The organism is Brevundimonas sp. VNH65 (assembly GCF_049445955.1).
Classification (GTDB): Bacteria; Pseudomonadota; Alphaproteobacteria; order Caulobacterales; family Caulobacteraceae; genus Brevundimonas.
In genome coordinates this window covers 73,041-97,651 of record NZ_JBMSDX010000010.1, presented here as the reverse complement: position 1 = coordinate 97,651, position 24,611 = coordinate 73,041, and the positions used below count along the sequence as shown (strand labels likewise).

General features: G+C 69.5%; 22 protein-coding genes. 10 read left to right on the top strand and 12 right to left on the bottom strand.

Annotation, left to right across the window (positions count from 1 at the left end; all coding sequences use genetic code 11):
* Positions 1–32 precede the first annotated feature (32 nt).
* Positions 33–851 (top strand): potassium channel family protein, encoded by an 819-nt coding sequence (locus tag ACO2Q1_RS14665; protein WP_423330224.1) that lies wholly within the window; start codon positions 33–35, stop codon positions 849–851.
* 3 nt (positions 852–854) lie between these two features.
* Here the strand turns inward: ACO2Q1_RS14665 and ACO2Q1_RS14660 are convergent, their stop codons facing one another.
* Complete coding sequence (locus ACO2Q1_RS14660) at positions 855–2,645, bottom strand: DUF885 domain-containing protein (RefSeq protein ID WP_423330223.1); 1,791 nt, start codon at positions 2,643–2,645, stop codon at positions 855–857.
* A gap of 147 nt (positions 2,646–2,792) precedes the next feature.
* Here ACO2Q1_RS14660 and ACO2Q1_RS14655 point away from each other — a divergent pair, with 147 nt between their 5' ends.
* Positions 2,793–4,121 carry an amidohydrolase gene (locus tag ACO2Q1_RS14655; protein ID WP_423330222.1) on the top strand — a complete coding sequence of 443 codons (1,329 nt, stop codon included), beginning with the start codon at positions 2,793–2,795 and terminating at the stop codon, positions 4,119–4,121.
* Between the two features lie 415 nt (positions 4,122–4,536).
* Here ACO2Q1_RS14655 and ACO2Q1_RS14650 read toward each other — a convergent pair whose 3' ends face one another.
* Together ACO2Q1_RS14650 and ACO2Q1_RS14645 are read right to left on the bottom strand one after the other, a co-directional pair.
* Positions 4,537–5,049, bottom strand: coding sequence for a DUF7668 domain-containing protein (locus ACO2Q1_RS14650; protein WP_423330221.1), 513 nt, complete (start codon positions 5,047–5,049; stop codon positions 4,537–4,539).
* A 205-nt stretch (positions 5,050–5,254) separates the two neighbouring features.
* Complete coding sequence (locus tag ACO2Q1_RS14645) at positions 5,255–6,604, bottom strand: dicarboxylate/amino acid:cation symporter (RefSeq protein WP_423330220.1); 1,350 nt, start codon at positions 6,602–6,604, stop codon at positions 5,255–5,257.
* A 92-nt stretch (positions 6,605–6,696) separates the two neighbouring features.
* Here ACO2Q1_RS14645 and ACO2Q1_RS14640 point away from each other — a divergent pair, with 92 nt between their 5' ends.
* The 6 genes from ACO2Q1_RS14640 (at position 6,697) to ACO2Q1_RS14615 (ending at position 11,768) form a co-directional block, all read left to right on the top strand.
* Complete coding sequence (locus ACO2Q1_RS14640) at positions 6,697–8,841, top strand: family 43 glycosylhydrolase (protein WP_423330219.1); 2,145 nt, start codon at positions 6,697–6,699, stop codon at positions 8,839–8,841.
* Between the two features lie 46 nt (positions 8,842–8,887).
* Positions 8,888–9,103: a cysteine protease gene (locus ACO2Q1_RS14635; protein WP_423330218.1), complete on the top strand. Its 216-nt coding sequence runs from the start codon at positions 8,888–8,890 to the stop codon at positions 9,101–9,103.
* A 99-nt stretch (positions 9,104–9,202) separates the two neighbouring features.
* The gene (locus ACO2Q1_RS14630) at positions 9,203–9,871 is read left to right on the top strand and encodes a glutathione S-transferase family protein (protein ID WP_423330217.1); all 669 of its coding nucleotides are present in this window, start codon (positions 9,203–9,205) and stop codon (positions 9,869–9,871) included.
* Between the two features lie 47 nt (positions 9,872–9,918).
* On the top strand, positions 9,919–10,146 hold the full coding sequence (locus ACO2Q1_RS14625) for a hypothetical protein (RefSeq protein ID WP_423330216.1): 228 nt from the start codon (positions 9,919–9,921) through the stop codon (positions 10,144–10,146).
* Between the two features lie 156 nt (positions 10,147–10,302).
* Positions 10,303–10,776 (top strand): transcription elongation factor GreA, encoded by a 474-nt coding sequence (gene greA, locus ACO2Q1_RS14620; RefSeq protein ID WP_423330215.1) that lies wholly within the window; start codon positions 10,303–10,305, stop codon positions 10,774–10,776.
* Positions 10,767–11,768 (top strand): mitochondrial fission ELM1 family protein, encoded by a 1,002-nt coding sequence (locus ACO2Q1_RS14615; RefSeq protein WP_423330214.1) that lies wholly within the window; start codon positions 10,767–10,769, stop codon positions 11,766–11,768. The genes greA and ACO2Q1_RS14615 overlap by 10 nt, the downstream gene beginning before the upstream one ends.
* A 17-nt stretch (positions 11,769–11,785) precedes the next feature.
* Here the strand turns inward: ACO2Q1_RS14615 and ACO2Q1_RS14610 are convergent, their stop codons facing one another.
* From ACO2Q1_RS14610 to ACO2Q1_RS14590, 5 genes are all read right to left on the bottom strand, one after another.
* Positions 11,786–13,309, bottom strand: a complete 1,524-nt coding sequence (locus ACO2Q1_RS14610) for a TIGR00341 family protein (RefSeq protein ID WP_423330213.1) — start codon at positions 13,307–13,309, stop codon at positions 11,786–11,788.
* 61 nt (positions 13,310–13,370) lie between these two features.
* A complete protein-coding gene (locus ACO2Q1_RS14605; RefSeq protein WP_423330212.1) occupies positions 13,371–13,775 on the bottom strand; it encodes a response regulator in 405 nt (134 codons plus the stop codon).
* A 97-nt stretch (positions 13,776–13,872) separates the two neighbouring features.
* A complete protein-coding gene (locus tag ACO2Q1_RS14600) occupies positions 13,873–15,429 on the bottom strand; it encodes a sensor histidine kinase (RefSeq protein ID WP_423330211.1) in 1,557 nt (518 codons plus the stop codon).
* Positions 15,430–15,524: 95 nt separating this feature from the next.
* Positions 15,525–16,790: a cell wall hydrolase gene (locus ACO2Q1_RS14595; RefSeq protein WP_423330210.1), complete on the bottom strand. Its 1,266-nt coding sequence runs from the start codon at positions 16,788–16,790 to the stop codon at positions 15,525–15,527.
* A 97-nt stretch (positions 16,791–16,887) separates the two neighbouring features.
* Complete coding sequence (locus tag ACO2Q1_RS14590) at positions 16,888–17,367, bottom strand: Dps family protein (protein ID WP_423330209.1); 480 nt, start codon at positions 17,365–17,367, stop codon at positions 16,888–16,890.
* 230 nt (positions 17,368–17,597) lie between these two features.
* On the opposite strand from ACO2Q1_RS14590, the gene ACO2Q1_RS14585 reads away from it, so the two are divergent.
* A complete protein-coding gene (locus ACO2Q1_RS14585; protein ID WP_423330208.1) occupies positions 17,598–20,915 on the top strand; it encodes a PAS domain S-box protein in 3,318 nt (1,105 codons plus the stop codon).
* 46 nt (positions 20,916–20,961) lie between these two features.
* On the opposite strand, the gene ACO2Q1_RS14580 is transcribed toward ACO2Q1_RS14585, so the two are convergent.
* Both ACO2Q1_RS14580 and ACO2Q1_RS14575 read right to left on the bottom strand, forming a co-directional pair.
* Positions 20,962–21,330: a DUF6481 family protein gene (locus tag ACO2Q1_RS14580; protein WP_423330207.1), complete on the bottom strand. Its 369-nt coding sequence runs from the start codon at positions 21,328–21,330 to the stop codon at positions 20,962–20,964.
* Positions 21,331–21,544: 214 nt separating this feature from the next.
* A complete protein-coding gene (locus tag ACO2Q1_RS14575; RefSeq protein ID WP_423330206.1) occupies positions 21,545–21,751 on the bottom strand; it encodes a hypothetical protein in 207 nt (68 codons plus the stop codon).
* A gap of 452 nt (positions 21,752–22,203) precedes the next feature.
* Here ACO2Q1_RS14575 and ACO2Q1_RS14570 point away from each other — a divergent pair, with 452 nt between their 5' ends.
* The gene (locus ACO2Q1_RS14570) at positions 22,204–23,418 is read left to right on the top strand and encodes a cell wall hydrolase (RefSeq protein WP_423330205.1); all 1,215 of its coding nucleotides are present in this window, start codon (positions 22,204–22,206) and stop codon (positions 23,416–23,418) included.
* 29 nt (positions 23,419–23,447) lie between these two features.
* On the opposite strand, the gene ACO2Q1_RS14565 is transcribed toward ACO2Q1_RS14570, so the two are convergent.
* Both ACO2Q1_RS14565 and nadC read right to left on the bottom strand, forming a co-directional pair.
* A complete protein-coding gene (locus tag ACO2Q1_RS14565) occupies positions 23,448–23,669 on the bottom strand; it encodes a hypothetical protein (RefSeq protein WP_423330204.1) in 222 nt (73 codons plus the stop codon).
* Positions 23,670–23,737: 68 nt separating this feature from the next.
* Positions 23,738–24,604, bottom strand: a complete 867-nt coding sequence (gene nadC, locus ACO2Q1_RS14560; RefSeq protein ID WP_423330203.1) for a carboxylating nicotinate-nucleotide diphosphorylase — start codon at positions 24,602–24,604, stop codon at positions 23,738–23,740.
* Positions 24,605–24,611: the final 7 nt, after the last annotated feature.

The window sequence follows — 24,611 nt, the reverse complement described above, 5'->3', positions numbered from 1 at the left end:
CGCTTCGACGATGTGGAAGGGCCTCGCCGCCGATGGATGCAGAACGGCCGAATCTTCGCGTCCGGCTGCATCGCGCCCTTGATGTTCAGGACGCCCTGCGGCTGTCGCGACTGAACCTTGTCCTGATAGCGGCCATCGTCGCTTCGGTCGTGGTGGCGGTGCTGGACACGGAAGCGTCGATCTCCGGGCCTATGCAGCCGCTGTTCAGGACGCTGGACGGCGTCTTCCTGCTGATCTTCGGCGTGGAGTATGTCACGCGGCTTTGGATCGCGCCGGAGAACCCGCGCTATGCCCATCCGGTGTGGGGGCGGTTGTCGTGGATGGTCTCCCCGGCCGCGATCATCGACCTTCTGGCTCTCGCCCCGGCGCTGATCTTCGCCGGGGCCACGCCGGCCTATCTGTTCCGCCTGTTCCGGCTGCTGCGCATCCTGCGACTGGCGAAGCTGGGGCGGTTCAGCCGGGCCTGGGGACTGATGGCCGACGCCGTCGCCTCCCGTCGCACCGAACTGTTGCTGACCCTCGGCGCCGCGGGCCTGATCATGCTGGTGTCCGCCTGTCTGCTGTATTTCATCGAGGGCGGGATTCAGCCGGACAAGTTCGGCAGCATTCCGCGGGCGCTGTGGTGGTCGGTGATCACCATGACCACGATCGGCTACGGCGACGTCTTCCCGGTCACCGGTCTGGGCCGCATGGTGGCGGCCTTGACGGCGATCGCGGGCATCGGCCTGATCGCGGCGCCGACCGGCATTCTCGCCTCGGCCTTCAGCGACGCGGCGCAACGTCACAGAGAGGCCTTGCGAGCCAAGACGCATGCCGGCGAAACGCCGTGCGATCCCCCCTCGCCCCTCTGACCCCTACCCCATCATCGCCTTCACCCGCCGTTCCAGCACCGTCAGGGGCAGGTTGCCGCCGTCGATCATGGCGACGTGGAAGGCTTTCAGGTCGAAGTTCGGGCGGGCCTTCATCTGTTCGCGCAGGTCGGTCATGAAGGTCTCGCCGATCTTGTAGGAGCAGGCCTGGCCGGGCGACGAGCAATAGCGTTCGACCTCGGCCTCGTTGGGGTCGCCGACGTTTTCGGTGAAGTACTGGATGGCCTGTTCGCGGCTCCAGTCCTGATGGTGCAGGCCGGTGTCGACGACCAGGCGGCAGGCGCGGAACAGGAAGCTTTCCAGATAGCCGATCTCGCCGAAGGGATCGTTTTCGTAAACGCCCATCTCGTCGGCCAGACGCTCGGAATACAGGCCCCAGCCCTCGCCATAGGCGGAGAAGCCGCCGACGCGGCGATAGAGGGGCAGTTCGCCCGCCTCGCGCGCCAGCTGGCCCTGGAACAGGTGGCCCGGCGCGCTCTCGTGATAGGTCAGGGTCTTCAGCGTCCAGCGCGGCCATTCGGCCGTGTCGCGCAGGTTGATGTAGTAGATGCCCGGGCGCGTCCCATCCAGACTGCCGCCCTGGGCGTAGCCGCCCGGCGCCCCCGCCTCGATCGACGGCGGCACGCGGCGCACCTCGAAATCGCCCTTCGGGATGCGGGGGAAGACCTCGGGCATGCGGGCGCGGATGGCGGCCATTTCGGCGTTGACGAAGGCCAGCAGCTCAGCCCGGCCCGCGTCGTCATTGGCGAACCGGAAGCGCGGTTCGGCGCGCAGGCCCGCCAGCCGTTCGGCCGTCGTGCCCTGAGAATAGCCCTGGGCCTTGAGCAGGGTGTCGAGCCGCGACTGCAGGTCGGCCACCTGCTCCAGACCGATGCGGCGGATCTCGGCGGGACTGTATTCCGTGGTCGTGAAGTTGCGCAGATTGTGGGCGTAGTAGTCGGCGCCGTCCGGCACGCGCAGAACGCCCGCCTGATGCGACGACAGCGGCAACAGCCGTTCGATCTCCATCACCTGACGGTCCAGCGCCGACTTCACCGGCCCGTCGAACAGGGCCATGGCCTTTTCCGGATCGACCGCCAGACCCTTTTCGCCCGCGCGGCGGATCAGGGACCGGATCATCGGCTGCTGCGCCGCCGGCTGGTCGCGCAGGGCCTTCAGCTGGTCACGGGTCTTGGCCAGGACGAAGTCGGGGGCGATGACGCCCATGGCCGCATTGGCGCGGGTGCGCTCCGTGTCCTGATCGAGGGCGGTGGAAAAGGCCGCCAGACGCGACATCCAGGCGTCGACATCGGGCGCCGTTTCGATCGGCTGGGTGCTGTCGAGGAAGTCGGGGATGTCGATATAGGCGCCGCCGATCTGGCTGACGCCGTAGGGGGTCTGTTTCCAGCCGTCCGGCGTGTGCCAGTGAAACCGGCGATAGCCGTCGGCGATCTGGCGCTGGAACAGGGCGACGTCGTAGTTGAGCCGGGCGTCGGGGGACAGGGCGGCCGGATCGACGGCCTTCAGTTCGGCCAGACGGGCGCCGGCCTCGTCGCGGTCGGCGGCGAAGCCTGCGGAAGACCGGTCGTTGAGCAGGGCCCGCTGGCGGGCGCGGGCGCCGACATCGAGGCCCAGGCTGGTGACGCCCTCCGGGTCCTTGTCCAGCGCGGCCTCGAACTGGCGGGTCAGCAGGGCGTCGAGCGCCGCGCCGGCGTCATTGGCCCAGGCCAGGCGCGGCAAGGCCGCCAGGGTCGCGGCGGCGGCGGAGGCGCCCAGCAGGCGGCGGCGATCGATCATGTCGAAACTCCCTTACAGACGCAGTCCAAGGACAGGGGCAATAGGCCCCAGGCCGGCGGCCTGCACAAGCGCGCGACAGGCTCGATCCGCCCTTGCCGCGCCCGCCGGGCGGTCTAAGGTCGAATTTCGTATACGCGGGGGACGACGATGAAACGGATCATTCTGGCGACGGTCACGGCGGCGGCGCTGTGGGGCGGGGCGGCGTCGGCCCAGGACGCGGCCCAGGATGCGTCACTGAAGTCGGCGGTCCAGGCCGACTACCAGGCCAATCTCGGCGCCCTGTTCGACTGGTTCCACCGCAATCCGGAACTGTCCGGCCGCGAGGTCCAGACCTCGGCGCGGATGGCGCGGGAGCTGACGGCCCTCGGCTATGAGGTGACGACCGGCGTCGGCGGCACGGGGGTGGTGGCGGTGCTGAGGAACGGCCCCGGTCCCACGGTCATGATCCGCGCCGACATGGACGGCCTGCCGCTGGAGGAACGCTCGGGCCTGGCGAATGCCTCCACCGCCCGCCAGGTAGACGCCGACGGGGTCGAGAAACCGGTCATGCACGCCTGCGGCCACGATGTGCACATCACCGCCCTGGTCGGGACGGCGCGTCAGATGATGGCGCGCAAGGCCAACTGGTCCGGCACCCTGGTGCTGATCGCACAGCCGGCCGAGGAGCGTATCTTCGGCGCCCGGATGATGATCGAGGACGGCCTCTACACCCGCTTTCCAAAACCGGACTACGCCCTGGCCTTCCACGTCTCGGCCGACCTGGCGTCCGGCCGGATCGAGGCCCCGCTGGGCATCACGTCCTCCAGTTCCGACAGCGTCGACATCGCGGTGAAGGGGGTCGGCACCCACGGCGCCTATCCGCATCTGGGCGTCGATCCGGTGCTGGTGGCGTCGCAGATCGTGGTCTCGCTGCAATCCCTGCGCAGCCGCGAGGTCAATCCGCTGGAGGGCGCCGTGGTGACGGTCGGCGCCATCCACGGCGGGATCAAGCACAACATCATCTCCGAACAGGTGAACCTGCAACTGACCGTCCGCGCCGACAGCCCGGAGGTGCGGACCCTGCTGCTGGACGGCATCGACCGGGTGGCGCGGAACACCGCCCTGGCCCTGGGCGTGCCCGACGACCGCCTGCCCGTGGTGACCTGGTCGAAGACTGAAACCACCCCGCCCACCATCAATGATCGCGAAACGGCCCAGCGGGTGCGCGACCTGTTCGCCTCGGCCTTCGGCGAGGGGGTGCTGTCGGACTCGCCGCGCACCGGCATGGGCGCCGAGGACTTCGCCTATTTCGTCACGCCCGAGAGCGGGGTGAAGGGGATCTATTTCAGCGTCGGCGGCACGCCCGAGGCCGAGCTTGAAGGCGCGGCAGGCCACCATTCGCCCCTGTTCAAGATCACGCCCGAACCCGCCGTCACCCTGGGCGTCGAGGCCAGCGTGATCGCGGCGGAGGGGTTGATGCCGAAGGTGGCGGGGTAGGCGGCCGCTCGAACCCCACCCGCATTTGCTTCGCCCGGAGGTGGGGGATGCTTCGCCGTTGGCAAGCTCCGGACTCTGGGCCGAAAACGGACATGCCGATAGTCTGTTCGGGGTGGAAAGCGGTCATACTTTAAGCCAGGCTCCGCTGATGGCATGGCGGCGAACACATGTTGGACCCGAGCAGGATCACGGTCAGGTCGGCGGCCTGCCGGTCTGGCAGCACGAATGGCGCCGGCAAGCAGGTGAGGTCTGGCTCCCTGAAGACGCTCCGCCACCCTCACAGCAGAACTTCCAGATCTACGAGATCGGCGGCGCGGGGTGGCCGGTGCCAGTGCGCTTCGCAGCCACGGAAATCTCCAATGGCGTGTGGTCCTTTTGGGAGAAAGTCTAGGTCCGCCAAGGGTCTGTAGCGGACTCAGGGCACGTGCACGGACCAGACTTCGATTTGAGCTTCCTCATAATCTGGAAGTCGAGCGTGGAGGACCAGATCGCTGACGGGCTCTCCGGTGATGGTCAGATCAATCAGGAACTGCCAGTGCCGCCCGTCCCAAGCGTAGATTGACCGTTGCCAAACCTCGTCGTTTAGCGGCGCGAGCTTGGCCCCGTAGGAGTTTATCTGTTCAGCGATGAAATCGGCCAAGCGCGCGTCTACGGGCGCGACCCCGTCGGGCCTGTGTGTCGAAAGGTGATAGTCTCCGACTACGAATGCAGCCACCAGCTCTCGAAATCGGGGCCGAAGCTCTTCCGGTATCGGGTGTTCATTGTCATCTCGTGCAAGCATGAGACCGACGATGGCGGGGGAAATCGATGTCCGCAATGGGTCGATTTCAGTCACCACCACCACCGCTGACACCGGACATTGGGCCTTCGGTCTGAGCGCGGGCATCGCCAGCGTTGGCCAGAGGTGGAGGCGGACGGATACGCGCATGCGTTTTCCTTCTCCCGGTTGGGAGAAGCTGGCCCGCAGGGCCGGATGAGAGGACGCTCTGGAACTCGGCGAAGCCGTCGCATCGCCCACGCCACGGCTCACGCCGACGGCAGGGACTGTCCCCTCACCCTTGAGCGCCAGGACGACGGCTGCGCCGCCGTGCGCTCAAACCCTCTCCCAACCGGGAGAGGGAGGTCGCGACGGGCTAGGCTGGACCGGGGTCGGCGTCGCGCTGAGGCGTGTCGCCCTCGGCCACATCGACGATGCGCACGGCGGTCATGTCGGCGGTGACGTTGCCGAGGGTGCGAAAGATGTCGGGGATGACCTCGACGGCCAGCAGCAGGGGCAGGACGCCGACCGGCACGCCCATGGCCAGGCAGATCGGGCCGACCGAGGCGAAGAAGCTGACCTGACCGGGCAGGCCGACCGAGGCGATGGAGACGGCGATGGCCGTCAGGCCGCCGGCGATCAGGACCGGCAGGCCGAGCTCCACGCCATGCAGCTGGGCGACATAGAGACAGACGGCCAGGTTGGCGACCGGGCTGGTCATGCGGAAGACGGCGACGGCCAGAGGCAGGACCAGACCCGCGCGCTCGGCCGGAACGCCGAGGTTGTCGCGCGCCCGCTCGATCATCACCGGCAGGCTGGCGATCGAGGACTGGGTCGAGACGGCGACCGCCAGGGCCGGGCCCGTCGCCGACAGGAAGCGACCGAGGCCGATGCGGCCCCAGACCACGGCGATCAGCAGGGTCACCAGGATCAGGCCGATCTGGCTGAGGCAGACGATGGCGACGTAGTGGCCGAGCGCCCCCGCCGCCTTGAAGCCGCCGTGCAGGCCGACGCCGAGCGCCAGGGCGAAGACGCCGAAGGGCGCGGCCATCAGGATCCAGCGCACCAGGACGATCATGGCCTCGCTGACGGCCCGGAACACCTCCACCAGCGGTCGGCGGGCCTCGGCGGTCAGGCGCGTGGTGGCGAAGCCGAAGGCCAGGGCGAAGACGACGACGGCCAGAACCCCGTCCTCGGCGGCGGCCTTGACGACATTGCTGGGCAGGAGACTGCGGAGAAAGGCGGTGAAGCCGTCGGTGCGGGCGGCCTGGCCGACCTCGGCCGCGACCTCGCCCGACACCGAGCCCGCCAGCGCCCGTCCGGCCTCGGGGTCGATCGGCCAAAGGTTCAGCAGGCCCAGACCGGCGACGATCGCATAGACGGTCGCGCCGACGATCAGGACGCCGAACACCATCAGGGCCCTCGCCGCCAGCCGACCGGTCGCGGCCGCATCGGCGATCGCGGCCACCCCCACGATCAGCAGGGCGAAGATCAGCGGCATCACCGTGATCCGCAGCGCGTTCAGCCAGGTCTGGCCGAGGGATTCCAGAACCGACAGAATGGAAAACAGCAGGCCGTCCGGCGGGGCGCCGGCCCCCGCCTCTCCGACGGCTCCGCCCGCCAGGCCGCCGACGACCAGGCCGGCGATCAGGGCGAACAGGACCAGGGCGCTGAGCGACGTCAGGGCGCGAACGGCGGGCGAACGGGGTCGGGCGATGGCGGTCATGGCGAAGCTGTAGCACCACTCTCGGGCGACCGGCGAACCCCTTTCGCGCGATCCGCGCTGCCGTTTCTGAAAGCACGTGATAGCGTGCCTGAATGCGCGCACGGTCCCTTGCCTCGATCCTCGTCCTTTCGCTGTTCGCCGCCACGGCCGCGCAGGCGCAGTCGACCGCCCGGCGGACCTGGGCCAATCCGATCGACATCGACTATCGCTACAATTTCGAACAGACCCACCAGGGGGTCAGCTATCGCACCGGCGCCGATCCGGTCGTCGTGCTGCACCGCGACCGCTACTATCTGTTCGCCACCCTGGCCGACGGCTACTGGACGTCGCGCGACCTGACGAACTGGAGCTTCGTCACCCCGAACCGCTGGCCGATGGACGGAAACGTGGCCCCGGCCGTCGTCTCGGACGGGGAGACGATGTACGTCCTGCCTTCGTCGTTCGAACCGCGCCCGATGATGTCCAGCAAGAGCCCCGAGACGGGCCAGTGGTCGCTGCACACCCGCATCATGCCGCCCGTGCCCGGCGCCGTCGGGCTGCGGGATGAACGCAACGTGCCGGAGGGCCGCCTGCCGCCCGGTCCGTGGGATCCGGACCTGTTCATCGACGACGACGGGAAATGGTACCTGTATTGGGGATCATCCAACGTCCATCCGTTGTACGGCGCGGCGCTGGACCCGACCCCGCCCGTCAGCTTCCAGGGCGCGGTGCGGCCGCTGATCAGCCTGGACCCGGATCGGCACGGCTGGGAGCGGTTCGGCCACGACCATTCCGGCGGCCTGCCGGACGGAACGCCGATCAAGCCCTATATCGAGGGCGCCTGGATGACCCGTCAGGGCGGGCGCTACTATCTGCAGTACGGGGCGCCCGGCACGGAGTACAACGGCTACGCCACCGGGACCTATGTCGGGTCCTCGCCCCTGGGGCCGTTCGAATACGCGGCCTACAACCCCGTCGCCTACAAGCCCGGCGGCTTTGTGCACGGGGCCGGGCACGGCTCGACCTTCCAGGACCGGTTCGGCAACTGGTGGAACACCGGCACGGCCTGGGTGGGCGTCAACTGGACCTTCGAGCGTCGCGTGGCCATGTTCCCGGCCGGATTCCACAATGACGGCCAGATGTGGGTGTCCAGCCGGTTCGGCGACTTCCCGCAGCGGATGCCCGACGGGCCGGTGACCGATCCCGACAGCCTGTTCACCGGCTGGATGCCCCTGTCCTATCGCGCGCCGGCGACGGCCTCCTCGACCCTGGGCGACTTCGCTGCCGAGCGGGCGACGGACGAGGATCCGCGCACCTTCTGGGTGGCGGCCGGCAAGGAGGCGGGCCAGACCCTGACGCTGGATCTCGGGGCGACGAAGACGATCAACGCCGTCCAGGTCAACTACGCCGACTATCAGGCCGGCGTTTACGGCGACGCGCCCGGGCGACGGACGCGGTTCCGCATCCTGTGGTCGCTGGACGGCGAGGCCTGGACCCAGTTCGCCAGCCGCATGACGTCCGAACGCGACAGCCCCAACGCCTATGTCGAGGGCGACCGGGCGGTGAAGGCCCGTTATGTCCGCTATGTCCACGGCGAAGCGCCCGGTGCCCATCTGGCCATCGCCGACTTCCGTGTGTTCGGCACGGCCGAGGGCGCGGCGCCGGTCGCGCCGCAGACCGTGACCGTGGTGCGCGGCCAGGACCAGCGCAACGCCATGGTCCGCTTCGACGCCTCGCCCGATCCCGAGGGGTCGCGCATCCTGGGCTACAACATCCGCTGGGGCGTGACCCCGGACCGGCTGAACCTGACCTATCAGGTCTGGGCCGATGAACTGAAGGCGCGGGGCGGCCAGGTCGAAATCCGGGCGTTGAACCTGGGCGTCGGCTATCATTTCGCCGTGGAGGCCTTCGCCGAGACCGGCGTCTCGCCTCTCAGCCCCGTGGCGGCGGCCCCGGCGGGCGTGACCGATCCCGCCCTGGCGGGCGAGGCCGGCCTGCCGCAACCGACCAGTCCGACCGCGCCCCCCGCCAGCGGCGTTCGCGTGACGCCGATCCCGCCGGTTTACATCAGCGGCGCCCCGCCGGTGACCGGGCGAGAGCTGCCGGCGACCGGGACGCCGGGGGCCGACGGACGTGCGGCGACGCCGGCCGCCACGACGCCGCCCGCAGCCACACTCGCTCCGGCCGCCGATCCGGCGGCGACCGCGCCTCCCGCGCCCGAACCGGACACGACGCCGCAGGACGACGACGACCGTTGAACCGGAACGGTCCGGGGCCATTTCTTTCCTGAAGGAGAGAAATCCCATGGCCCTGTCACGCCTCGCCACCGTCCTCGGCGGCGTCCTGTTGTCCCGATCTGGTCGCAGGTTCGCCGGCCGCCACGCCGGCAAGCTGGCGCTCGCGACCCTGGCCTGGGAACTGTATCAACAGCATCGCAGCCGGGGGACGCCGCAGGCTGGAGCGACCCAGCCGAAGGCGACGCCGCATCCGCGCCGCCGCTGGAGCGGCCGCCGGACCTGATCCTGAGCCGGGCCGCCTGATCCGACTTGCATGATCCGGCGTAAACGCGCCTCAATGCGAGCGGAGACGGACGTAGCGTCCGTCCGGGGGAGGTCCGCCATGATCATCGTCCATCATCTCAACAACTCCCGCTCGCAGCGCGTGCTGTGGCTGATGGAGGAACTGGGTCTGGACTATGAGGTGCGACGCTATGAGCGGATGCCCAACATGCTCGCCCCGCCGGAACTGCGGGCCGTGCATCCCCTCGGCAAGTCGCCTGTCATCGAGGATGCGGAGACCGGGATCGTGGTCGCCGAGACCGGGGCGATCGTCGAATATCTGACGGCGCTGAAGCCGGACGCGGGATTGAAGCCGGAGGCCGGGACGGCCGAGGCTCGGGCGTGGACCTACTGGCTGCACTACGCCGAGGGCTCGGCCATGACGCCCCTGCTTTTGAAGCTTGTGTTCTCGACCCTGCCGAGACGCGCCCCGGCCCTGGTACGGCCGATCCTCAAGGCGGTCGTCGCCAAGGCTGACGCCAGTTTCATCGATCCCCAGGTCCGCGCCCACGTCGCCTGGTGGGAGGCCGAGTTGACGCGGCGGCCCTGGTTCGCCGGGGACCGGTTCACTGCGGCCGACATCATGATGAGTTTTCCGGTCGAGACCGCCGCCGTGCGCGCCCCCTATGGCCCGGAGGCCGGTCATGTGAAGGCGTTCCTGGATCATATCCACGCCCGCCCCGCCTATCAGCGCGCCCTGGAGCGCGGCGGCCCCTACGCCTATGCCTGAGCCTGTCGATGCGGCAACCGACAGGGGCGTGACTGCGTTAACGGATCATGCGTATCCGTTTCCTGCCCCTCGGCCTGACCCCCGTGACCCTGGCGTTGATGTCCGCCGTGGCCTTTGTGGTCGCCTTCATCTCGGCCGGCGTCTTTCTGGTGTCGGCGGCCTTCGCCCTGCTGGGCTCGGCGGCGCTGGGCCTGCTGTTCTATGTCGGGGCGCGGCGTCTGATGATGCGACGGGTGGCGCGTCGGCGGTCCGAGGACCGGCTGCATTCGGCCTGAAAATCGGCGGCTCGGCGGCCGACCTTGAGTTTTCCGGTGCGGCGCCCTAGTCTCTTCGCCCGGTCGCGAACGCCCGGCGACCCGCCTTCCGTCTTCCCCGAATCGAATGATTTTCACGCCGGATTCTCCGGGCGAAACTAGAAACGTCTGATACCTATGGAAAAAGTGCCCATGACGGGCGAGGGCTACCGCGCCCTCGACGATCAGTTGAAGCAGTTGAAGTCGGTTGAGCGTCCCAGCGTCATCGCCGCCATCTCCGAGGCCCGTGAGCACGGCGATCTGTCCGAGAACGCCGAATATCACGCCGCCAAGGAGCGCCAGGGCTGGATCGAAGGCCAGATCGCCGAGATCGAGGACAAGCTGAGCCGCGCCCAGGTGATCGACGTCTCCAAACTGTCCGGTGAGCAGGTCAAGTTCGGCGCCACGGTGACCGTGGTGGACGAGGACACCGAGGAAGAGGGCGTCTATCAGATCGTCGGCGAGCATGAGGCCGATGTGAAGGGAGGCAAGATCAGCGTCGCCTCCCCGATCGCGCGCGCCCTGATCTCCAAGTCCGTCGGCGACAGCGTCGAGGTCAACACCCCCGGCGGGGTGAAGGCCTATGAGATCCTCAAGGTCGAGTGGAAGTAGGCGACGATCGTCGTCCGCCGTTGCGGGTCCAGGTCGTCTCCGACGGCCGGGCCGGCATCGAAAATCAGGCGCTGGGACTGGCCGAGGCCGTCGCCCGCCTGACCTCCGCCGAGATCACGATCAAGCGCGTCGCCTGGCGGCGCGCTTTTTCGCGTCTGCCGACCGCGCTTCAGGCGCCGTGGATGCGCGATCCGGCCTCGGATGACCCCTTCCCAGCCCCTGGCGAACCCTGGCCGGACCTGTGGATAGCCACCGGCCGCGCCAGCCTGCCGTTCTCGCTCGCCGCGAAACGCCGCTCGGGCGGCCGCACCTTCGTTATCCAGACCCAGGACCCGCGCCTGTCGCCCGACAGGTTCGACCTGGTGGTGGCCCCGGCCCATGATGGCCTGGACGGCGACAATGTCTTCGAGATCGTCGGCGCCACCCACCGCATCACGCCCGAGGCCCTGGCGGAGGGGGCTGCGCCGTTCTCCGGCCGCCTGGAACCCCTGCCCCGCCCGCGCGTCGCGGTCCTGATCGGCGGACGATCCTCGGCGTTTGACCTGACCCCGGATCACGCCGCTGACATGGCCGCGCGGATCGCCGCGGCGGTGCGCGCGCACGGGGGCAGCCTGATGCTGACCTTCTCGCGTCGCACGCCGGAGGCGGCCCGCCAGGCGATGACGGCGCGGCTGGCGCAGCTTTCCGGCTGGATCTGGGACGGCGAGGGCGCAAATCCCCTGTTCGGCTTCCTGCACGCCGCCGATCATGTGCTGGTGACCGAAGACAGCGCCAACATGGCCACGGAGGCGGCGTCGACCGGCAAGCCGGTGCACATCCTGCCCATGGTCCCGCGCGGATCGGCCGGGAAGTTTCAGCGTCTGCACGACGAGTTGCAGGCGCTCGGCGCGACCCGCCCGTTCGACGGCGCGCTGAACGGCTGGACCTATTCGCCGCTCAATGAAACCGAGCGCGCCGCCCACGCGGTGCTGCAGGCCATGGCCGCGCGATAGGGCGTCAATCGACGAGATCAGTCGATGGCGATCCGCACCAGATTGCGATCGCCGCCGCGGCAGGTCGGGCCGGCCTCGTCGAGGGGAAGGACGCCGACGGCGGCAAGTTCGGCGAGGAAGGTCTCTCTGGCGTCCAAGGCCGGCGTCGCCTCGTCGCCAGCCGCCTCTTGCACCGTCGGCGCGGGAGCCGGGCGACAGAACCTGAGACTCGGCCGTGCCCGCCAGCGCGCCAGGGCCCAGGCCGTCTCGGCGCGGGCCGCGACGTCGCTCAGATCCACGGGCTGGAGCGCCTCGACCGGGGGCGTCACCCAAACTTCGACACCCTGGAACCGCGACCGGAGCGCCTTCTCCAGTCCGTAGGCCCCGTTCATGTCCAGACCTGCGTCCGGCCGCAGCAGGACCAGCGCCTTGCCGCCGTCCGCGTCGACCATGACCGCATCGGTGGCGAAGGGCACCGCCTCCGCGATCCGCCCCCTGAGCGCCGTCGTCGGATCGGGCGTGGCGGTCTGGCTGGACTGGACGGCGCGGGCCGCCGCTCGAGGATCCGCGACCACGATCTGATCCAGGGTGGCGTCCACCGGCACATGCAGCGATCCCGAGAGCCGTTCACGCAGGCGCAACTCGGCGTCGGCGACCAGACGTCGCGTGCTGACCAGGGCCGAGACGGTCACCTTGCCCTGATCCGCGCGCGCATCCAGGAGCGTCACGCGGGAATCTGCGCCGGCGAAAATCTCCTCGACCGCAAGGCGGGTCTCCGCCGTGGCGCGGCTTTCGAGGCTGATGGCGCGCAGGGACAGGGCCAGGGGTGCGGACATCAGGACGAACACCAGGACCACCGCAAGCCCTCGCCATGGAGCGGGACGTTCCAGCAATCTCGGTCGAAATCCGTAGAATCCCGCTGTCAGCGTCGCCGCAAGGGCGATCGCCACGAGGTTGGTCATGAACAGAAAGACGGCGCCGCCGGCGATCCGGAGATCGCCGGTCCCCAGCCCAAAACCGACTGTGGCGACGGGCGGCATCAGGGCCGTCGCGATGGCGACGCCGATGATGGTCTCTCCCCTCTGGCGGATCACCGCATAGGCGCCGGCGATGCCGGAAAAGACGGCGATGAGCAGGTCGAAGAAGTTCGGGCGCGTGCGCGCCAGGATTTCGCTGGTCGGCTCTTTCAAGGGCGACAGCAGGGTCAGGAGCACGGCGACCGCGAGCGCCAGACCTACGCCGACCGCCAGGGCCAGCACCGCACGCTTCAACTCCTCCCAGTCGAGCAGGGCGAGAGACAATCCCAAAGCCACGATCGGCCCCATCATCGGCGACACAAGCATGGCGCCGATGACGACGGCGGGCGAGTTGAGCATCAGCCCCAGAGCCGCAATGGCGGCCGAGATGACCGTCATCGTGAGGTATCGCCCGGTCAGCCCGCCATTCTCATAGACGGCGTCGGCGATGTCAGAGTGATCGACGCCCCGACGGGCCGCCGCCAGGGCGCGACGCGCAATGCTGCGAGTTTCTCGAGCGGCGGACGCGGATGATTCGGATGGCATGGATCGAGTTTATCTCAACCCAAGGTTCAGGTCCCGCCCACGCTCGACCAGCACGGTCCGGTCAGGCGAAGACCGTCAGTTCCGGCGGGGCGTATTCGACCGGCTCGCCGCGACGTCGGCGCAGGGCGTAGTCGACGGCCTTCTTGACGGCGATTTCATCGACCGGCTTGGACAGGACGCCGAGCGGCCCGGCCACCCCGCCCATCACCATCCCAGGGTTGGCGGTCATGTACAGAACCGTCAGCCCTTCCTCCGCAAGTTTCCGTCCCAGTTGCACGCCGGACGGGCCGTCGGACAGGTGGATGTCCACCAGGGCCAGGTCGATGTCGGTTTCGCGCGCACACTCCATGGCGGTCGCGGCGTCGGCGACCGTGTCCACGACCTCGTGGGCGAGGTCCTCCAGCACGAAGCGGAGCTCCATCGCGACGATGGCTTCATCTTCGACAATCAGGATGCGGGCGTTCATCGGTTCAGGCGTGAGAGGTCAGGCAAAAGGCTCTTGTTCGTGGTCGACAGCCGCAAGACCCGACGCGCGCCCACCCGCACGCCGGCCCCTGAAGATGTCACGACCCGCCTCCCCGAGAGCGATCCTGAGCCGCGCGGCGGCGCGACAGGGCCGTCTCGGGAAGGTCGGCCGTGACCACCAAACCCCCGACGTCCCAGACTCGTTCCAAACGACCGCCCAACTGTCCCTCGACGGAAAGCTCCGCCAGAGACGAGCCGAATCCCTGGCGGGTCGGCGGCGCCGTGATCGGCGGCCCGCCCGCCTCCGTCCAGGTCAGGACGAACCGGTCGTCACGCCGCTCGGTGGTCAGGCGGACATGGCCTTCGGGCGCCGACAGGGCGCCGTATTTGGCGGCATTGGTCGCGAGTTCGTGAAACAGCAGGGCTACGGAGGTCGCCGCCTGGTCGTCGAACAGGGCGTCCGCGCCGGAGATCTCGACCCGCGCCGTCCCGTCGGGACGCGCATAGGGCCGGAACAGGGCGGCCAGGAAGCCGTGCAGCGTCGTCTCTCCGATGATGGGCCGCGACACCTCGCTGTGGGGCCGGACGAATTCGTGAGCCCGGGCCAGGGCGGCGATGCGATCACGGACGGACCGCGCGAAGGCGCGCGCCTCGGGATATTCCCGCGCGGACAGGGCGATCAGGGCGGACACCACCGCGAAGATGTTCTTGATCCGGTGGCTGAGCTCCTGGCTGAGCAAGGCCTGACCCTGCTCGATGCGCTTCAGGTCATCAATGTCGGTGCAGGTGCCGAACCAGCGGGTGATCTCTCCCTCGGCGTTGCGCAGCGCAACCGCGCGCCCCAGGGTCCAGCGATAGACGCCGTCATGACGGCGCAGCCGGTATTCGATCTCATAGAGGTCGCCCGTCTCGAGGCTATGTCGCCACACGCGCCAGGCCCGGTCCTGATCCTCCGGATGGAACATGCCGTTCCATTCCTCGCCGTCGGTGGAGCCTGGCGGCGCCCCGGTGAACTCGTACCAGCGGGCGTTGTAGTAGTCGTGAAATCCGTCCGGCCGCGTCGACCAGACCATCTGGGGCATGGAGTCGGCGATGACGCGAAAGCGGGCGTCGCTTTCGGCCAGGTCCTCGCGTCCCTGGTCCCGTTGGCGCACAGTGCGGCGCAACTCCATCTGGGTGACCACCTGTCGGGCCAGAACTTCGAGCGTGCGACGCTGAAGGTCAGACAGGCCGTCGGGACGCGGCTGGACGTCGATGACGCAGAGCGAACCCAGCGGAAGCCCCTCGGCCGAAATCAGCGGCGCGCCGGCGTAGAAGCGGATGCCGGGCTCGCCGGTGACGAGGGGATTGTCGGCGAATCGCGCATCCTGCAGGGCGTCCGGAACCACCGTCACCACCGGCTCGCGCATCGCATGATCGCAGAACGAGACATCGCGGGACGTCTGATCGACGTCCAGCCCGATGCGGGCCTTGAACCACTGGCGGTCCTCGTCGACCAGGCTGATCAGCGCCGTCGGCGCGTCACAGATGCGGGCCGCCAGGTCGACGATGTCGTCAAACGCCGCCTCGGGCGCCGTCTCCAGCACGCCGTAACTCCGCAGGGCGTCGAGACGCTGGGTCTCGGTCCAGAAAGGCGGAAGGTCTGGCGTGGTCAAGCAAAGTCACCGTGGCGGCTGGATGGCCGAGTGTCCGATCTCCCCACAACGCACGGCAAGCGTGGCCGTTGCAAGATGATCGGACGGCGTCGGCGTCAGGCTCCGGGGACGGGGGCGCGGACCGGGCGTCCGACCTCTTCGACGTCCATCTGGACCACGCCGGCAGGCGCGGGCCGGATGGCGGGGACGGGGGGCGTCGGCGCCGCCTCCTCATAGGCCTTGAGCCGGGCGTTGATGGCGGCGATGTCCTCGGCCGTGGCGGCGCGGCGTCCGCCCAGATTGACCACGCCGACCACCCGTGACCGGCCGTCGATCTCCACGGTCTTGAACCCGGCCGGGAGCGCGGGGGCGGCCTCGGCGGTCGCCGGCTCGGCCTGGGGATCCCCCGCGACCATCAGGCGGGGCCTGGAGAAGCGCGCCTCGTCGATGACCGGCTCTCGCCCGGCGTAGCGTTGCCGGAAGGCGGCCGTTTCGCCGTAGGCGCCCTTCCAGCGATAGAAGATGTGCGTGCCGATCTGGGTGATGCGCGCCAGGGTCGGGGCCCACCAGGGCCGGACATAGTCGGCATGATAGTGGGTGGCCGTGCCGACGCTGAGCGCCACGTGACCGTCCAGGGCGCGCTCCGCGACCTTGCGGGCTCGCTCCCAGGCCCAGCTGACCGGCGCCTGGGACAGGGCGCCGTCGCAGGTGAAGCTGAACTGGCAGCCGGTGTTGCGCTCGGCGCCTTCGAACACCACGCCGCAGACGCTGGATGGATAGTTGGGATCGCGCACCCGGTTCAGCACGACCTGGGCCACGGCGGCCTGGCCGTCGTCGCTCTCCAGCGCCGCCTCGTAATAGACGGCCTGGGTCAGGCAGCGCACGGCGCGGGCGCGATCCTCGGTGGTCGCCGTCTGGATCCAGAACGGCAGGGCCGGGCGCAGGGCGGCGGGGGCCACGGCGGCGGCGGCGTTGAGCTTCTGCGCCTCGACGCCCACGGCCAGGTCGGTCGGATCGGCGATCAGCAGCGACTGCCATTGCGGCAGACGGCCGGACATCACCAGTTCCCGCAGCCGAGGGTCATGGCGCAGGGCGATGGCTCGCTGGGCCGGGTCCATGCTGGCCAGCAGGGCCGCGGCGCCGGCCGGGCCCAGATCGCCGCGCGTCACGCGGGCGACGGCTTCGGCCGTCAGTTCGATCTCTGGACGGGGGGCCGAACTGGCGGCCATGGCCAGACCCAGGGCGCCGACAAGCGCCGGAACCGCCGCCAGAGCCTGCCGTCCGCCGAGCCGACGCGACGCGCCCCGCGCGGTGACGCGCACGGCGATGCGCGCCCGTCGCCAGGGCGCGCTCGTCTTCAGTCGGGTCCAGTCCAGGGCCATGACGCCGGTGCGCTGCGCGCCCGAAGGCGCCGGAAAGACCGTCGCCGATAGGCGGTCAATCCGGCGGATTTCAGGCGTAACGTCGGTCGGCCGTCGGTCAGCGGCCGCCGAGGGTCGACCGCAGCATCCAGGCGAACTTCTCGTGCGCCGCCAGACGCTGGGTCAGCAGATCGACAGTGACGTCGTCGCCGTCTTCCTCGGACGCCTTCAACGCCGCGCGGGTCGTGGCGATCAGGGTCTCATGGTCCTTCATCAGTTCCTTGAGCATGGCCATGGCGTCCTGCTCGGGGTCGCCCTCCTTGATCGAGGTCAGGTTGGCGAAGGCGGACGCGCCCTGCGGCGCCAGTTCGCCCAGGGCCCGGATGCGCTCGGCGATCTCGTCCAGCGCTTCCCAGATATCGCGATACTGCTGCTCCAGCAGATTATGCAGGGTGAAGAATTCCGGCCCCCGCACGTTCCAGTGATAGCCGTGTGTCTTCTGATAGACGGCGTGGCTGTCGGCCAGCACCTTGGCCAGTTCTGCGGCGACGCCGGTGCGTTCGGCCTTGTTCAGTCCGGTATGGATGGCGACGGTCATGGGCGGCTCCTTGGGGAAGGCGGTCAGCAGGATATGGGCCGGCTCGCGGAGGCGGCGTCGAACCGCCGAGCCCACGGCCAAGCTTCAAGGGAGACTTAGGCGCCCCGGCGCGGCGCGCCAAGGCCTGCGCCCGTCGATCTCTCTCGTCGCGGCCGAAGGAACGCACCGCGCGTCGAAGCGTTGCAATGGCTCACGCGCCCGGGATCAAGGGAGCGGCTTCCGGGGGACGGATGAACGCCAGGGTTTGGTTGAGGCGACGGGTGGACCGGGGCGTGGCGCGGATCGCGCGCACGCCCGACCTGCCATGGTGGGGCGCCGTATTGCTCGGCGTCGGCTGCGCCGTGGTCATGCTCGCCCTTCGAAAGGCCCTGGACGGCCTTTACGGCGACGTCACCGGCTTCATGATCTTGTTGCCCGCGGTGATGATCGCGGCCCTGGCGGGTGGCGTCGTGGCCGGGCTGACCGCCGTCGTGGCCTGCCTGTTGGGCGGCTGGGCGGTCGTGGGATTGGACACCCTCGGTACGGGATGGGGTGAGCGCCTCGGCCGGGTGGCCACCTCGAACTTCGTGCTGGTGGGCGCCTTCGCATCGGTCCTGTCGGCTTCGCTCAGAAGCACGCTGCGGCGGCTCGACGTATCGGCGTCGGCGCTCGACCGGACATCGGACGCCGCGAGACTGGCCGAGGCCGCCCGGCTGGAGACCCAGGCGGAACTGCGCGGCATGATCGAACAGGCGTCCGCCGGCATCGCGCGCGTCGATCCCAGCGGCCTGGTCGTCAGGGCCAATGCGCGGTTCGCCGAAATCCTCGGCCTCGCGCCGGACACCGCCGTGGGCATCCGGACGGCCGACGTCACCCACCCGGACGATATCGCGGCGACCCTGACCCTGCTGCAGAAGGTGACGGAGACCGGGGGGGCCGGACAGATCGAGAAGCGCTACCTGCGGCCCGACGGCGCCACGGTCTGGGCCCTGACCAGCCTGGCCCCCATGAAGCTGACGGACGGCACGACCGAGGGCTATATCGCCGTCATCGTCGACATCACCGACGCCAAGACCGCCGAAGGCGCCCTGCGTGAAAGCGAGATGCGGTTCCGCGTTCTGGCCGACACGGCCCCCTCGCCCGTCTGGATGACCAACGCCGACGGCGAGGTGGAGTTCGTCAACGCCGCGCTCGAGACCTTCTACGGCGCCCCGGCCGACCAGATCATGGGCCATGTCTGGAAGGCGGCCATACACCCCGACGACCTGCCGATCGTGGCGGAGGCCCAGGCCGAAGCGCGGCCGGCTCACCTGCCCTATGGGTTCGAGTGCCGGTTCCTCAGATCGGACGGCGAGTGGCGATGGATGCGGGTGACTGTCAGCCCCCGCTTCGTCGAGGGTCGGTTCGAGGGCTATGTCGGCCTCTCGTTCGACGTCACTGACACCCGCGCAGCCCTGGACGCCCTGGCGTTGCAGGAGCGGCGGCAGACCTTCCTGCTGACCCTGGCCGACCGCATACGCGACATGACGGACGCCAGCGCTGTCATGGAGGCGGCGACCGCGGCCCTGGCCGCGAAACTCGGCGTCACCCGCGTGGCGTTCGGCGAGGTGGACGACGCGCGCGGCGTCTTCAGGGTCGAGGCGGAATGGACGAAGGGCGTGTCGATCCGCGAGCGCGAATTGCCGATCGCCCGCTTCGCCCCGGTTCATGCGGACATGACGCGCGGCGCGACGGTGGCCGTGGACGATGTCGTCTCCGACCCTCGAACCGCAGACAGCCTCGACGTCCATGAAGACGCCGGAGAGCGCGCCTTCATCACCGCCCCCCTGATGCGCGGCGGCCAGCCCCGCGCCTTCCTGGCGTTGTCGAACGATCAACCCCGCGTATGGAGCGCCAGCGACGCGCGCCTGGTCGCCGCCGTCGCCGAACGGGTGTGGAGCGAGGTGGAGCGCACCCGCGCCGAGGCCGAACTGGTGGAGAGCGAAGCCAGGTTCCGCACCATCGCCGACACCGCGCCGGTGCTGATCTGGGTCACCGCCGCCGACCGCCGTCGCAGTTTCGTCAACCAGGCCTATGTCGCCTACTACGGCCAGAGTTACGAGGCGGCGCTGAATTTGCCGTGGCAGGACGTCCTCCATCCGGACGATCAGGCGCGCATCGTCGAGGAGTCGCTGGCCGGCGAAGCCACCGGCCAGCCGTTCTCGATGGAGGCCCGCTATCGCCGCGCCGACGGCGAGTATCGCTGGCTGAAGTCGTTCTCGCGCCCCCGCCTGAACGCGCGCGGCGCGGTGATCGGCTTCGTTGGGGTGGCGTTCGACATCTCCGACGCCCGGCGCGCCGAGGCCGACCTGAAACGGATCAACGAGCTGCTGGAAGAACGTGTCGGCGCCGCCCTGGCCGAAAAGGAGAAGGCCGAGGCGGACCTGATGCACGCCCAGCGGATGGAGGCCGTGGGCCGGCTGACCGGCGGAGTCGCGCACGACTTCAACAATCTGCTGACCGTCGTCATCGGCGCCCTGGACATGATGCTGAAGACCCCGGAGGACACGGCCCGGCTGAAGAAGCTGGGCGGCGCGGCCCTGGCGGCGGCGCGGCGGGGCGAAGGTCTGACCCACCAGCTGCTGGCCTTCTCCAGGCGACAGGCGTTGCGGCCGGAGAATCTGGATCTGAACCAGGTGATCGCGCGTGGGGAACCGCTGTTCCGCCGCGCCGTCGGCGACGCGACGGACTTCGAGCTTCGGCTGCGTCGTGGAGGGGTGTGGGTGAAGGCTGACCCGGCGCAGTTCGAGGCCGCGCTTCTCAACCTGCTGGTCAATGCGCGGGACGCCACGCGCGGCCGGCCGGAGCCGAGAATAACCGTCGCCACCCGAAACTGCAGACTGCGGGACGGCGAGGCGCCTGATCTTCCGGCCGGCGACTATGTCTGCGTCATCGTCAAGGACAACGGCGAGGGCATGGACGCCGAGACCCGCCGGCGTGTGTTCGAGCCCTTCTTCACAACCAAGGCCGTCGGCAAGGGCACGGGCCTGGGCCTGAGCCAGGTCTACGGCTTCGCCCGCCAGAGCGGCGGCGGCGTCGATATCCGCTCCCGCCAGGGGCACGGCGCCGAGGTGCGTCTGTATCTTCCTCCGCTTCCGAAGGCGGAGCGACGCGCCACGCCCGACATCGCGCCGGCTCCCAGGGTCGACCTGTCCGGCCGCGACATCTTGCTGGTCGAGGATGATCCGGCCGTCGCCACGACGGCGACCGCCCTGCTCTCAGGCCTGGGCTTGAAGGTGCGCGCCGCGACCTCCGGCCCGGAGGCCCTGCGGCTGATCGAGCGGCGCGGCTTCGATCTGATGCTGACGGACATCGTGATGCCCGGCGGAATGACCGGCATCGAACTGGCGCGCAAGGCCGCCGTGATCCGGCCGGAGATGCCGATCTTGCTCACGTCCGGCTATGCCGGTGAAGATGTGGAGACGGCTCTGGCGGAGGCGCCTTGGCGCCTGCTGCCCAAACCCTATTCGGAGAGCCAGTTGCGCGAGGCGCTGGAGCGGGAGCTGGCGCCGGCCTCGACCGACGACTGAGGGGCGTGACAGAGGCCGCCGGGCGATCGCGCCCGGCGTGTAGCCGTCAGCGTTTGCCGGAACGCGCCTTGCGGGCGGCGTAGCGGGCGTCGCGCTTGGCCTTCTGCTCTTCCTTGGTCAGCTGCTTGCGCTCCTTGCGGGCGGCGCGCTTCTCGGCGTCGATCGCCTCCTGGGCGGCGAGGTCGGCGGCCATGCGGGCGGCCTCCTTCTCGGCCTTCTCGCGGCGCTGTTCGGCCTTGGCCAGTTCGTGCTGGCGGCGAGCCTCCTCCTTCTCGGCGGCGCGCTTCTCGGCGAGCCGGTCGAACTCGGGATCCTGGACCGTCGGCTTGGGCTTGAACTTCTCGAGCAGCGCCTTCTTGGCGGCCTGCTGGCTGGAAATACGGTCGGTGAAGCCGGTCTGTTTCAGATCTCTCATGCGGAGGCTAGGCGGTCCTTGATGGCGAAAAGTCGGATGTAGCCGGGGAGGCTGCGACGGCGCGTCGAAGGCCCGGCCGGGCGGTTGACGCGAGGCGAGGCGGGAAGAGCGGAACGCCGTCGGGGGCGCCCCTTAGCCGACTTTGCCCCCGAATGGCAAGGTTCGGCGCCGTTGATGACGCCGAAATCAAGCCGTCCGAGCCGGACCGGCCGGCTCAGTCGTTCTTCTGGGCCTGACCGACGGCCGTGCCCGCAGCGCCGCCGACGGCCGCGCCGACAGGGCCGCCCACCACGGCGCCGGCGACGGCGCCGGTCGCGGCCTTCTGCTCGATGGTGTGGCCGCAGGCGGCGAGGCTGAGGGCGACGCCCGAGGCGGCCAAGAGGGCGAGGGAGCGAGAGAGGGAGGGTTTGGCGAGCGTCATGGCGGGTCTCCTGACATGTGATGTTGGGCCAACGCCGCGCTTGCCGCCGAGGTTCCGCCGCCCTGCCGAGCCACGACGCCCTCAGGATCAGGTCGAAGACGCTCAAGTAGATGAAGACAGGCGCTATATCGCCATTCAACATCCGGCGCCGCACGCACAGATGCTCCCGTGATCAGCAATACTGTATTCGGCGCCCGGACTTCACACGGACATTCGGACTGAGGCGGTGCGCGGGCTTTTCGAAGTCTGGCGCGGCGCTCAGATGCTGCGCTGCACCAGAATCTTGCGAATCAAACACATTGAGGCCATAAACGGGTGGCTTAAGGCGCGCCCTCGGAGCCTGCCGTTCGGCGAGCATCGGGGTTTTCCGCGTCTGGGCTGCGAAATGAGATCGCAGGCGTGCGTGGACTTCCGGGGGCTGCATTCCCGCCCTGCTGAACAGGACTACGCCTTTGCTGAACGCCTCGCCGGCTTCTGCGGTTCCGATCGCCGACGCCCCCTCCCCGCGCCCGTTCACCCAAACCCTGTCGACGTCGCTGGACCATGTGTCGGCCCGCGCGTCCGAGCGGATCGCCCGGATTCGGCCGGTCACGGCGGCGGCGCTGTTCGGCGTGGTGGCAGGGCTGGTCGTGGGCGCGGCCTATCTGGGCGGCCAGGCGGCGCGGGCGGAGAGCCTGAAGACCCAGGCCCAGCGGCTGGATGGCGCGACCTCGGCGGGATTCACGGAAGAGGCCCTGGCGGCGGCGGCGGGCGGTCTGGACGCCAGCGCCCTGACCATCGCGCGTCGGCATGATCCCTATTCGGTGGCCGGCGGGGCCCAGCGCGACCGCCAGGCCGAGTTGCTGACCGCGCGGCTGGAGACCCTGCGTTCAAGCGCCGCCCAGCAAGGGCTACGGGCCATCAATCTGGCCGCCGCGACCGGCGACGCCGCCCGGCCGTTCCGACTGGCCAACGCCCTCGATGCGTCGCGCGATCTGGAGTGCCTGACCCAGGCCGCCTATTACGAGGCGCGCGGCGAGGGCGGCGACGGCATGCGCGCCGTGACCCAGGTGGTCCTGAACCGCGTGCGCCATCCGGCCTTCCCCAAGACCATCTGCGGCGTCGTCTATCAGGGATCGGGACGCAGCACCGGCTGCCAGTTCAGCTTCACCTGCAACGGAACCATGCGCGCGACGGTCAATCGCGCCGCCTGGAACCGGGCGCGCACGGTCGCCTCGGCCGCCCTGTCCGGTTCCGTCTTCGCCCCGGTCGGCAACGCCACCCATTTCCACACCACCGCCGTGTCGCCGAGCTGGCGCAACGCCCTGGTCCGTGTGAACCAGGTCGGGCAGCATCTGTTCTATCGCTTCGGTGGTCGCGCCGGATCGCGCTCGGCCTTCGCCTATGACGCCCGTCCGTCCGCGCCTGCGGAGCAACCCCAACTGATGCAGGCCAGCCTCAATCCGGTGGACGCCGCGCGTCCGGCGGGGCAGGCCGTGGCCTATACGGCCGTTCTGGCGCAGGAGGCTCGCAGCGGAGACCGCGCGGAAGCGACGGCCGACCACGCCCTGCGCGAGACCGCGCCTGCCAAGGCGGCGTCATCCGCCGCCGCACCGGCGTCGGCGCGACGGTCGACGGCGGAAACGCCGGCCCCCGCCGCAGCCGTCGCGCCGACTGAAGAGAGATAGGCCGACGCCCCTCCTCGCCCGGCGCCGCTTCAGCGGTCCTGAACGCGGGCCTGCTGATGCGTCAGATTCTGGTTGAGATTGCCGAACCGGCCCTGCTGGGACAGGTTGACGTCGGCGTCTCCCGGCTGTCCGGACTGGGCGCCCGTACGGGCGTCACGACGATCGGACGCCCCTTCGGCCTCCTGTAGCGAGCGGTCGCCACGATCGGCGAAGCTGCGCTGTTCCTTGGGAATCTTCGGCGACTTGGTCATGGTCGTCTCCTTGCGGGGGTTCAGGGAGAAAACCCGCGCACCGCAGGGAGCGTTCCGAAGGCCAAGCTTCAGACGGCGTCCAGACCGATATCCAGCACCGGCGCGGAATGGGTCAGGGCCCCGACGGAGATCACATTGACGCCGGTCTCGGCGATGGCGCGCACCGTCGTCAGATCAACCCCGCCCGATGCTTCCAACACGATCCGGCCGGTCGTGCGCCTCACGCCTTCGCTCAGGTCCTCGAGACTGAAATTGTCCAGCATGATCACGTCCGGCGCCAGGCCTTCGTCGATCAGGGCCAGGGCCTGATCCAGCTGATCGAGGCCGTCGACCTCCAGCTCCACCTTCATCAGATGGCCGGCCATGGCGCGGGCGCGGCGCACGGCGGCGTCGACACCGCCGCAGACCGCGACATGGTTGTCCTTGATCAGGATGGCGTCATCCAGACCGAAGCGATGGTTCAACCCGCCGCCGCACGCCACGGCGTGTTTCTCCAGCGCCCGCAGGCCCGGCGTGGTCTTCCTCGTATCGGCGATGCGGACGCCCGTGCCCGCCACCGCCTCGACATAGGCGCGGGTCAGGGTCGCGACGCCCGACAACCGCCCCAGGAGGTTCAGCGCCGTGCGTTCGGCTGTCAGCAGGGCGCGGGCGTTCCCCTCGATCTCGGCGATCACCGCCCCCGGCGTCAGGAGCGAACCGTCGTTCAGCAGGATGTCCACCCGCGCAGCCGGATCCATGGCCAGGACCGCCAGCCGCAGACAGGAGACGCCCGCCGCCACCCCCGGCTTGCGCGCCCGGAACTGCGCCCTCAACCTCGCGTCCGCCGGAATGCAGGCCTCGGCCGTCACGTCGCCGGCCCGGCCGATGTCTTCCAGCAGGGCGGCGCGGACGATCGGTTCGATCATCACGTCCGGCAGGGTGCGAAGCGGCGTCATGGGCGAT

Bases quoted from the DNA above. Each gene is read 5' to 3' on its own strand.
- ACO2Q1_RS14665 (WP_423330224.1), top strand. From the start codon at position 33: ATGGATGCAGAACGGCCGAATCTTCGCGTCCGGCTGCATCGCGCCCTT.
- ACO2Q1_RS14660 (WP_423330223.1), bottom strand. From the start codon at position 2,645: ATGATCGATCGCCGCCGCCTGCTGGGCGCCTCCGCCGCCGCCGCGACC.
- ACO2Q1_RS14655 (WP_423330222.1), top strand. From the start codon at position 2,793: ATGAAACGGATCATTCTGGCGACGGTCACGGCGGCGGCGCTGTGGGGC.
- ACO2Q1_RS14650 (WP_423330221.1), bottom strand. From the start codon at position 5,049: ATGCGCGTATCCGTCCGCCTCCACCTCTGGCCAACGCTGGCGATGCCC.
- ACO2Q1_RS14645 (WP_423330220.1), bottom strand. From the start codon at position 6,604: ATGACCGCCATCGCCCGACCCCGTTCGCCCGCCGTTCGCGCCCTGACG.
- ACO2Q1_RS14640 (WP_423330219.1), top strand. From the start codon at position 6,697: ATGCGCGCACGGTCCCTTGCCTCGATCCTCGTCCTTTCGCTGTTCGCC.
- ACO2Q1_RS14635 (WP_423330218.1), top strand. From the start codon at position 8,888: ATGGCCCTGTCACGCCTCGCCACCGTCCTCGGCGGCGTCCTGTTGTCC.
- ACO2Q1_RS14630 (WP_423330217.1), top strand. From the start codon at position 9,203: ATGATCATCGTCCATCATCTCAACAACTCCCGCTCGCAGCGCGTGCTG.
- ACO2Q1_RS14625 (WP_423330216.1), top strand. From the start codon at position 9,919: ATGCGTATCCGTTTCCTGCCCCTCGGCCTGACCCCCGTGACCCTGGCG.
- greA (WP_423330215.1), top strand. From the start codon at position 10,303: ATGGAAAAAGTGCCCATGACGGGCGAGGGCTACCGCGCCCTCGACGAT.
- ACO2Q1_RS14610 (WP_423330213.1), bottom strand. From the start codon at position 13,309: ATGCCATCCGAATCATCCGCGTCCGCCGCTCGAGAAACTCGCAGCATT.
- ACO2Q1_RS14605 (WP_423330212.1), bottom strand. From the start codon at position 13,775: ATGAACGCCCGCATCCTGATTGTCGAAGATGAAGCCATCGTCGCGATG.
- ACO2Q1_RS14595 (WP_423330210.1), bottom strand. From the start codon at position 16,790: ATGGCCCTGGACTGGACCCGACTGAAGACGAGCGCGCCCTGGCGACGG.
- ACO2Q1_RS14590 (WP_423330209.1), bottom strand. From the start codon at position 17,367: ATGACCGTCGCCATCCATACCGGACTGAACAAGGCCGAACGCACCGGC.
- ACO2Q1_RS14585 (WP_423330208.1), top strand. From the start codon at position 17,598: ATGAACGCCAGGGTTTGGTTGAGGCGACGGGTGGACCGGGGCGTGGCG.
- ACO2Q1_RS14580 (WP_423330207.1), bottom strand. From the start codon at position 21,330: ATGAGAGATCTGAAACAGACCGGCTTCACCGACCGTATTTCCAGCCAG.
- ACO2Q1_RS14575 (WP_423330206.1), bottom strand. From the start codon at position 21,751: ATGACGCTCGCCAAACCCTCCCTCTCTCGCTCCCTCGCCCTCTTGGCC.
- ACO2Q1_RS14565 (WP_423330204.1), bottom strand. From the start codon at position 23,669: ATGACCAAGTCGCCGAAGATTCCCAAGGAACAGCGCAGCTTCGCCGAT.
- nadC (WP_423330203.1), bottom strand. From the start codon at position 24,604: ATGACGCCGCTTCGCACCCTGCCGGACGTGATGATCGAACCGATCGTC.